10 protein-coding genes and 1 tRNA gene are annotated in these 7,624 nt (G+C 32.2%); 9 read left to right on the top strand and 2 right to left on the bottom strand.

From position 1 onward, the window contains the following. Positions 1-2: 2 nt before the first annotated feature. The 5 genes from BLW20_RS14000 to BLW20_RS14020 all read left to right on the top strand — a co-directional run bounded on the left by BLW20_RS14000 (position 3) and on the right by BLW20_RS14020 (position 3,228). Positions 3-76: transfer RNA gene (locus BLW20_RS14000), tRNA-Asp, on the top strand. 308 nt (positions 77-384) lie between these two features. Further along, positions 385-888 carry a hypothetical protein gene (locus BLW20_RS14005; protein WP_091102702.1) on the top strand — a complete coding sequence of 168 codons (504 nt, stop codon included), beginning with the start codon at positions 385-387 and terminating at the stop codon, positions 886-888. Between the two features lie 102 nt (positions 889-990). Continuing rightward, positions 991-1,836: a hypothetical protein gene (locus tag BLW20_RS14010; protein WP_091102705.1), complete on the top strand. Its 846-nt coding sequence runs from the start codon at positions 991-993 to the stop codon at positions 1,834-1,836. A gap of 35 nt (positions 1,837-1,871) precedes the next feature. Continuing rightward, positions 1,872-2,732: an energy transducer TonB gene (locus BLW20_RS14015; protein ID WP_143037821.1), complete on the top strand. Its 861-nt coding sequence runs from the start codon at positions 1,872-1,874 to the stop codon at positions 2,730-2,732. A gap of 28 nt (positions 2,733-2,760) precedes the next feature. Next, positions 2,761-3,228, top strand: a complete 468-nt coding sequence (locus tag BLW20_RS14020; RefSeq protein WP_091102713.1) for an energy transducer TonB — start codon at positions 2,761-2,763, stop codon at positions 3,226-3,228. Here the strand turns inward: BLW20_RS14020 and BLW20_RS14025 are convergent. Further along, positions 3,225-3,725, bottom strand: coding sequence for a DUF456 domain-containing protein (locus BLW20_RS14025; protein ID WP_091102716.1), 501 nt, complete (start codon positions 3,723-3,725; stop codon positions 3,225-3,227). The two genes, BLW20_RS14020 and BLW20_RS14025, sit on opposite strands and share 4 nt — an antisense overlap. Positions 3,726-3,769: 44 nt before the next feature. On the opposite strand from BLW20_RS14025, the gene BLW20_RS14030 reads away from it, so the two are divergent. After that, a complete protein-coding gene (locus BLW20_RS14030) occupies positions 3,770-4,237 on the top strand; it encodes a hypothetical protein (protein WP_091102721.1) in 468 nt (155 codons plus the stop codon). Between the two features lie 48 nt (positions 4,238-4,285). Here the strand turns inward: BLW20_RS14030 and BLW20_RS14035 are convergent, their stop codons facing one another. Beyond that, the gene (locus tag BLW20_RS14035) at positions 4,286-5,224 is read right to left on the bottom strand and encodes a lysylphosphatidylglycerol synthase domain-containing protein (protein ID WP_091102725.1); all 939 of its coding nucleotides are present in this window, start codon (positions 5,222-5,224) and stop codon (positions 4,286-4,288) included. A gap of 58 nt (positions 5,225-5,282) precedes the next feature. On the opposite strand from BLW20_RS14035, the gene ruvC reads away from it, so the two are divergent. The 3 genes from ruvC (at position 5,283) to BLW20_RS14050 (ending at position 7,552) form a co-directional block, all read left to right on the top strand. Then, positions 5,283-5,840: a crossover junction endodeoxyribonuclease RuvC gene (gene ruvC, locus BLW20_RS14040; protein WP_091102730.1), complete on the top strand. Its 558-nt coding sequence runs from the start codon at positions 5,283-5,285 to the stop codon at positions 5,838-5,840. Continuing rightward, positions 5,840-6,964: a radical SAM family heme chaperone HemW gene (hemW, locus tag BLW20_RS14045; RefSeq protein ID WP_091102732.1), complete on the top strand. Its 1,125-nt coding sequence runs from the start codon at positions 5,840-5,842 to the stop codon at positions 6,962-6,964. Before ruvC ends, hemW begins: the two co-directional genes overlap by 1 nt. A gap of 75 nt (positions 6,965-7,039) precedes the next feature. Continuing rightward, on the top strand, positions 7,040-7,552 hold the full coding sequence (locus BLW20_RS14050) for a hypothetical protein (protein ID WP_091102735.1): 513 nt from the start codon (positions 7,040-7,042) through the stop codon (positions 7,550-7,552). Positions 7,553-7,624 lie beyond the last annotated feature (72 nt).

Raw genomic sequence — 7,624 nt, forward strand, 5'->3', positions numbered from 1 at the left:
TTGGTTTGGTAGTTCAGTTGGTTAGAATACATGCCTGTCACGCATGGGGTCGCGGGTTCGAGTCCCGTCCAGACCGCGAAATTCGCGCAAAGAATTTAAACTTAGTTGTGTTGTTTAGGTACGCAAGTACCTGGTTTAGTAGTTAGACCAATGAAAAGCTTTCCAAATCGGAGGGCTTTTTTGATTTTCCTCCCTGTTAAAAATTCATTTTAAAATCTGTGGCAAAAAAAAAATCAATTCTTTTGAAATCATTAGTGTAATGTTGATTGTCACGATATTGTTGGTTGCCTTTTTCCTTATTTAAACTGTACAGTGTTAAAACTCTCTAAAAAACAACCGTTTCCGTTTTAAAAAGACTTTAAAATCAATGAAATAAAAATAAAAATGAATAAATTTGAACCAATGAATACTAATGATACAGATAAAGCAGATTACGAACGCCACTTAGAACAAGTAACCGAATTACTTGGAAAAGAATATAATGAAGCTTTGCAACTATGTCGTATTATTCGCGAAGGCATTCGTTTAAATATTCCACTGCAACGAATTAAAAATTATACCGATTGGTACTATAACAGTCGGTTGGCACTGCATTTAAAAAAAGAAAGTGAATACATTTTTCCTATTTTGGGAGATGATCACGAATTGATCAAAAAAGCATTAACCAAGCAAAGGCGGCTAAAACGGCTTTTTGAAGAAAACGATCAAATTGAAAAATCGTTAAACAGAATCGAAGAAAAACTGGAACGATTGATTCGTATTAATGAAAAAAGCATTTTAAACGAAGTAAAAAAATGTGCCACGTTAGAACAATTAAAGCAAATTGAAAAGGTGTATCATAAAAACCGCATCACCGAAGAATGGAATGACGTTTTTTGGCACAATTAATATTTTAAAGAGAAAAACATTGTCTGGATTGTGAAATTAGGCAGTGTTTTTTCTTTTTCACAATAAAAGCATAGTTTTGTGCTTCAATAACTATTATTAAACATGAAAAAAATACTACCTGTTCTTGCAGCCTTTTTAATAGGTTTTTCCTCTTTAGCACAAAGCGAAATCTCAAAAGCGTATCCTAAAGAAGGATGGACTACATTTATGGAAGAATTTATTAAAAAATTTGATTATAAAAAGCCAGATGATTTTCCAAAATCTATTTCCGAAATAAAATTTAAAGTAAAATTTGATGTTGAAAGTGATGGAAGTTTTAGCGAAATTGAAGTTGTTGATGACGATTTTAATTTTCAAAATGATGTGGTACGCGTTTTTAATGAAATGCCTTTTTGGAATGCAGCAGTTTTTGAAGGTAAACCTGTAAGGTCGTCATTCACATTACCAATTACGATTAGGCTTCATAGTAAATCATCAGAAGAAAACTTTTTTAAAACGGAAGAAGAAATTACCAATTACAAGAAGATTTTAAAAACAAATAAAATAGAACTCGAAAATTTTGAATTTAATTGTAATTGTACTTTGGAAAAAAGCTCTGCTGACGAAATTAATAAAACAAAAGAATTTTCTCTAACCGCTACTGATAGATACGCATTTTATTCAATTATTGTTATACAGGCCACATCAAAAGATATACGTCATTATATTGATTGGATTAAACAAAAACCTGAAATGTACAATGGAACCTATAAAGAAATTCAATATAAAAATCGAAAAGCTATAGAAGCAGAACATAAAGTTCCTAATAATGATTATGTTTATCATTACCGAACCATTTTTTATATTGAAGGCGATTATTTAATTGGCTTAAATGTAACTTCCTTTAATAAACAAGTGATGAATTTAACTTATGAAGATTTATTAGAAAATTTTAAATTTAAAAAATAGAAATTGATATTATTGAAAATTAAAGTTTCTTTGTTATGAAAAAAATACTTTATCTGCTTTCTATTCTTCTCGTGAATAGTTTTTCAATGGCTGCACAAGAAGATATTCAAACCTTTGTTCAGCAGAAAGCACACCCTAAAGAAGGCATACAGAATTTTATGCAGAATTTTATAGAAGAATTCAACGTGCCCGATATTCCAAAAGAAGTAGAACAGTTGCGTATGCGATTAAAATTTGTGGTTGAAAAAGATGGCAGCTTCTCAGATATTCAGGTTATAGACGATAAATTCGGCGTGGGCGAAGAAGCCATCAGAGCCTTAAAAATGATGCCAGCCTGGGTTCCCGCAGTACATAACCAAAAAAATGTACGTTCGGCTTTTACATTGCCTATAACAATTAATGTAAACGATCCTCAAAAAGATTCCGAACAGCTGGTTTACACTACCGAAGAAGAAGTAAAATCATTTAAAGATTCGTTAAACAACGCTCTTGTAGATACCGAATTTTTTGATCTAAAATGTAATTGTGCCCTTGTTAAAAGTTCTACAAACGATCAATTACAAACAGAAGAGTTTATGATTCAGGCACAAGACAACACGGCATATTACAATGTGGTTTTTAGAAAAATTACCCAGCAGCAGGCAGAAGCAGAATTGCGAACCATTGAAAACGATGCCGAGAAACAAAATGCCATTGTAAGAACCATTGTTTTTAACGAAACCAAAACAACAGAAGTTACCTTTTCTATGCCCAATGGTGATTATGTAAACCACTACCGAACGCTTTTTCTTTATAAAAATGATTATCTCGTTGCTATAAGCATTGTATCTTATAAAAAACAAATCGCCGATTTGTTATTTGAGCATTTAAAAGGCAATTTTAAACTAAAAATTTAAGTGTATTTATTGCTAAAGAATTTATAATATGAAAAATATTTTATTAGTTATTCTAACCATTTTTACAGGATTACAGGTGTTTGCACAGGAAAACGGTATAACTATTATTCAAGCATGTGGTGATCCTTCATATGATTACTCTAAAAAAGCAAATTTGTTTAAAGGAGAAGATTATATCCATAAACTTGTTCACAAGAAAGCACAGCCTAAAGAAGGTTTTGATGTATTTTTCAAAAATCTAAATACTAATATAAAAGACGATTTAGAAGACAAAATAAAACGTCCTTTAACATTAAAAGATATTGTGATTAAGATTAGATTTGTAGTAGAAAAAGATGGTTCTTTAACTAACATGACAACCATAGAAGATAAATTTGATTTAGCAAATGAAGTGTTTAAAATTATAAAAGAGAAATCTAAATGGAAACCAGCTGAACTTGAAAATAAAATTGTACGAATGTATTTTACCTTACCAATTAGGATACCTGTAAACTAAAACCACACATTCCAATATTTCCAAACGGTGTGAATGTAAATACCTAATAAAATCATACAAAAAACAAATTTTATAAAAGAAGAAGCTACAAAACCAATAAACGAACCTGTTGCTGCTTTTAAGGCACGTTTTGAATTGTTCTGGTCGTAAATCAGTTCGCCGATAAAAGCACCCAAAAACGGACCAATTATAAATCCTAAAGGAATAGGTGCAAAAATACCAACAATCAACCCGATATTTGTTCCCCAAATGCCATATTTACTGCCTCCAAAACGTTTGGTACCCTGTGCCGGAATTACATAATCTAATATCACGATAAGTAACGTAATTACAAAAGTTATTCCTAAAGTTGTGTAGTTAAAAGGCATCTGCGGTGTGGTGTATAAAATCAGCAAGCCAATCCAGCTTAAAGGCGGTCCGGGCAATGCCGGCAAAACGCTTCCTGCAATTCCTGCAAGCACAAACAATAAACTTACAATCAGTATTAAGAATTCCATACTTATTTTTGTATTTTTGCTTTTAAATTTACGATTTAATTTTTATGAAAAATTATTGGGCATTTGTTTTTTGTTCATTTTTGCTGACATCGTGCAATTTTGTGCAGAAAGAACTACCAGATTCGCAGGAATTATTGCGTAGAGAATTACATACCATTGATTGGAGCAAGGTGGATACCTATCCCACGTATGATTCGTGCGAAAAATTTACCGATGCCGAAGAAAATAAAAGATGTTTTTTTGATCGTTTGAATTTTGAAGTGGTAAATGTGTTGCGAACCGATTCATTGGTGAAATTATCAACAATAGATTCGGTACAGTTTTTAGTAAGTTTGTCGCCCAAAAGCGAATTGAATTTTAAAACCGAACAAATCAACGAAAAACTGTTGCCCAAGCAAATGCTTGACAGTATCATGAAACAGCAAAACAAGAAATTTTCTAAGATACAGCCGGCAACTAAACGCGGCGTTCCAGTGGCTACACAGTTTCAGCTTCAGGTAAAAATAAAGTAAAGTATATGTTCTAACCCTAACAGAGTTCCGAACTTTGTTAGGGTTTTTTTAGGTCTTCTTCGGATTAAAAACCAGTAAAAAGATACTTCCTGTCGAAATAGGAATAACCAAATTCAACAGCCAAATCAATGCTGCAACCACGGTAACGATCCAGCTGTCAACTCCGAAAAAGCCAAATAAATAAATAGCAACACTTCCTTTTAAGGCAAAATCAATCGCCTGAAAATTGGGTAGAGAAGAAGCCAGAAGGTAAATACTCGCTACTACGGCGAGCAGCGTAAAATACGGAATATCAATCCCAAACAAGGTGTACAATACAAAATACTGATGCACTAAAACCACATATCTTAAAAATGCCAAAAAGATATTTTTTCTGTGTACAGATGCATTGATATTTTTTAAATGATCAATCAGTGTTTGCAGGGAATATCCTTTAATTTGAATGTTTTTTATAGAGCATAAGAGAAGTACCGCTAAAAACAATCCGCCAAAAAATAAGAAAAGATATTTTTCAGGAATAAAAGGATGCAGGCTGTTAATATACAATGTTCCGATCAGTCCAAAAAGCACCGAGTAAATTACCTGAATACCATTGCAAACCGCATTGAGAAAAACTACTTTTCCGGCTTCTTTTTTAGGATAAAACCATGCTTTTCCGGCATATTCTCCAATTCCGTTGGGTGTAACAATTCCAAAAGTAATCCCGATTAGAACCTGTTTTGTACTTTCCCAAATAGTAGTTGGCATAATGGTTTGTGCCAGATTCTTCCATTTTAATATTTCTATAAACCGGTTCAAAAAAGTTAAAATCAATAAAATTGCAACAAAAAAAGTTGCGTTTTCTTGTTGCAATGTCGTTGAAATAATGTTCCAATCAAGCGTTTTTTCTGCCAACTGGCTTTTAATGAAATAAAACGCCAAACCAACCACGATTAATTTCAGCAGAAGTAATAAGAATTGCTTAATTTTGGAAGACAAAAATTTCATACTGCAAAGGAACTATTTTTTTCAGTACAACCTATTTGAATTAACGAATTAATAAACATTGGCAAAAGAACGCATTATATTAGGTATTGATCCCGGAACCACCATTATGGGGTTTGGTTTGATAAAAGTTGAAAAAAATCAGATGGTTTTTTTACAGCTTAACGAATTGAATCTTTCAAAACTGAGCGATCATTATTTAAAATTAAAACGCGTTTTTGAACGTACCATTGAATTGATTGATACCTATCATCCTGATGAAATTGCTATTGAAGCTCCGTTTTTTGGCAAAAACGTTCAGTCGATGTTAAAGCTGGGTAGGGCACAAGGTGTTGCAATGGCTGCGGGTTTGTCACGCGAAATTCCGATTACCGAATACGAACCCAAAAAAATTAAAATGGCAATAACCGGAAACGGAAATGCTTCTAAAGAACAGGTAGCTAAAATGTTACAACAATTGTTGGGTTTGAAAGAATTGCCAAAAAATCTCGATTCTACCGATGGATTGGCGGCAGCCGTGTGCCATTTTTTTAATTCGGGAAAAACCGTAGTAGGAAAATCTTATTCGGGTTGGGATGCTTTTGTCAATCAAAATCAAGATCGAATCACCAAAAAATAATGGCAGGCATTTACTTACATATTCCTTTTTGCAAGCAGGCGTGCCATTATTGCGATTTTCATTTTTCAACTTCGTTAAAGAAAAAAGACAAAATGATTTTTGCTTTGATTCAAGAACTGAACTTACGGAAAAATGAAATTGATGAAACAATAGAAACCATTTATATTGGTGGCGGAACACCGAGCATTTTGACCAACGAAGAAATTAATTTGTTGATAGATACCGTTTATTCGTTGTTTGATGTGATTGAAAATCCCGAAATTACATTGGAAGCCAATCCCGACGATTTGTCTGTGACACGCATTCAGCAATTGGCATCGTCTGAAATCAACCGGCTGAGTATTGGAGTGCAATCGTTTTACAATGAAGATTTACAAATGATGAATAGGGCACACAATGCTGATGAAGCCTGGGATTGTTTGGTTGAAGCTACAAAATTTTTTGACAATATTTCTGTTGATTTAATTTACGGAATTCCCGGAATGGCAAAGGATCGCTGGAAATCAAATATTCAAAAAGTATTAGATCTGGATATTCCACATATTTCCACCTATGCATTAACGGTGGAACCCAAAACCGCTTTGGCAACATTAATCAAAAAAGGAAAAATCCCAACGCCTGATGATGGTGAAGCACATGAGCATTTTTTAGCTTTGGTTTCTATTTTAGAAAACAATGGTTTCGTACATTATGAATTGTCTAATTTTGGAAAAGCCAGTTATTTTTCTAAAAACAATTCGGCTTATTGGTTGGGAAAAAAGTATTTGGGAATCGGTCCTTCGGCACATAGTTTTGACGGGAAAAATCGTTCGTGGAATATTGCCAATAATTCATTGTATATGCAGTCTATCCAAAAAAACGAATTACCAAACGAAACCGAAGCCCTTTCAATGCAAGATAGGTACAACGAATATGTAATGACCGGTTTACGGACTATTTGGGGTGTTTCGTTAGAAAAAGTTTCCACTGATTTTGGTTCTGAATATCTGGAATATTTACTGAAGAATGCACAACCGTTTTTGCAAAAACAACAATTGCAATTAGAAAACAACGTTTTAAAAACTACCATTAGAGGAAAATTCTTTTGCGACGGAATTGCATCGGAATTATTTTGGATAGATTGATAAAATGCCACAGATGCACAGATAATTTTAATATATCAATGTTTCTTTGGGAAACAAAAGGACGTATCAATAAATATGGAACGAATTACCAATAATAAAATTTTAAAAAAATGTTTTCCTTTGATTTTTACAAATCTATTTATAATAGGTGTGTTTTATTATTGGTTTTTTGAAGATGATTCTTTAATGAATAATTTATCTTTTTTTATAGGTTTAGTAATTTTAATTTTCGTGCCAATTATTTTTCAATTAGTGATTATATTTAATCATTATGCAATAAATAAAAAAATATTATTTAAAGTTTATGAAGATCAATTGTTTATAATTCAAAATGATGAGCAGTTGATTATTAGTGAAGATAATATAATCCATTGGAATTTAGTTGGAACTTCAGGTAAAGTAAAGAATAGTACAATCAAATTTTCTTTAATAGACGATTTGTTTTATGTGAAAATTTTATTAAAAGATAGAGAAGAAGAAGTTATAGTGACATCACTATTAAATTCAAAAATTGATGTTGTACTCCAAGAGTTATTTTCAAATAAACGAAAAGAAAATAAAGCAACCTTCTTTCCATATATTCATTAATTTAGAATAGCATTATAATTAATAAAAATCACTACTAAACGGGCAATCTTTCAAATAGGGCAAAATTAGTTG

The sequence above is a fragment of the Paenimyroides marinum genome, assembly GCF_900108395.1.
GTDB lineage: Bacteria > Bacteroidota > Bacteroidia > Flavobacteriales > Flavobacteriaceae > Flavobacterium > Flavobacterium marinum.

Bases quoted from the DNA above. Each gene is read 5' to 3' on its own strand.
- BLW20_RS14035 (WP_091102725.1), bottom strand. From the start codon at position 5,224: ATGAAATTTTTGTCTTCCAAAATTAAGCAATTCTTATTACTTCTGCTG.
- BLW20_RS14030 (WP_091102721.1), top strand. From the start codon at position 3,770: ATGAAAAATTATTGGGCATTTGTTTTTTGTTCATTTTTGCTGACATCG.
- BLW20_RS14020 (WP_091102713.1), top strand. From the start codon at position 2,761: ATGAAAAATATTTTATTAGTTATTCTAACCATTTTTACAGGATTACAG.
- BLW20_RS14010 (WP_091102705.1), top strand. From the start codon at position 991: ATGAAAAAAATACTACCTGTTCTTGCAGCCTTTTTAATAGGTTTTTCC.
- BLW20_RS14050 (WP_091102735.1), top strand. From the start codon at position 7,040: ATGGAACGAATTACCAATAATAAAATTTTAAAAAAATGTTTTCCTTTG.
- hemW (WP_091102732.1), top strand. From the start codon at position 5,840: ATGGCAGGCATTTACTTACATATTCCTTTTTGCAAGCAGGCGTGCCAT.
- BLW20_RS14015 (WP_143037821.1), top strand. From the start codon at position 1,872: ATGAAAAAAATACTTTATCTGCTTTCTATTCTTCTCGTGAATAGTTTT.
- BLW20_RS14025 (WP_091102716.1), bottom strand. From the start codon at position 3,725: ATGGAATTCTTAATACTGATTGTAAGTTTATTGTTTGTGCTTGCAGGA.
- BLW20_RS14005 (WP_091102702.1), top strand. From the start codon at position 385: ATGAATAAATTTGAACCAATGAATACTAATGATACAGATAAAGCAGAT.